Origin of the sequence: Faecalibacterium sp. DFI.5.82 (genome assembly GCF_029076575.1) — a bacterium.
Lineage (GTDB): Bacteria > Bacillota > Clostridia > Oscillospirales > Ruminococcaceae > Faecalibacterium > Faecalibacterium duncaniae.
In genome coordinates, this window is sequence record NZ_JARFIS010000957.1 from 1 (window position 1) to 294 (window position 294).

The 294-nt window shown below is 60.2% G+C and carries 1 protein-coding gene; it reads right to left on the bottom strand.

Going from position 1 to position 294, the window contains the following annotated elements:
* A partial coding sequence (locus P0G09_RS19660; RefSeq protein WP_275253519.1) for a thiamine phosphate synthase occupies positions 1–294 on the bottom strand: 294 nt, incomplete at both ends.

Genomic DNA, 294 nt, shown 5'->3' on the forward strand with positions numbered 1-294 from the left:
CGGGCAGAACGTCCACGTCTGCCTTGGAGTGGGGAGAGAAGGCTGCACCCACGCCCAGACAGTCGGCACCGTGCCGGACGGCCTCCAGGGCCTCCTCCACGCTGTGGACTGATACGCCGATCATCATCTCATCGCCCACGCGCTGGCGCACCTGAGCAGCGGCCATATCTTCCTGCCCCACATGGATGCCCTCGGCGTGGCAGCGGATGGCAATGTCCACGTTATCTTTTATAAAAAAGGGCACATTGTATTTTTTGCACTGGTCGTGGAGCTCAAACGCCTCCTTCAGGAAGG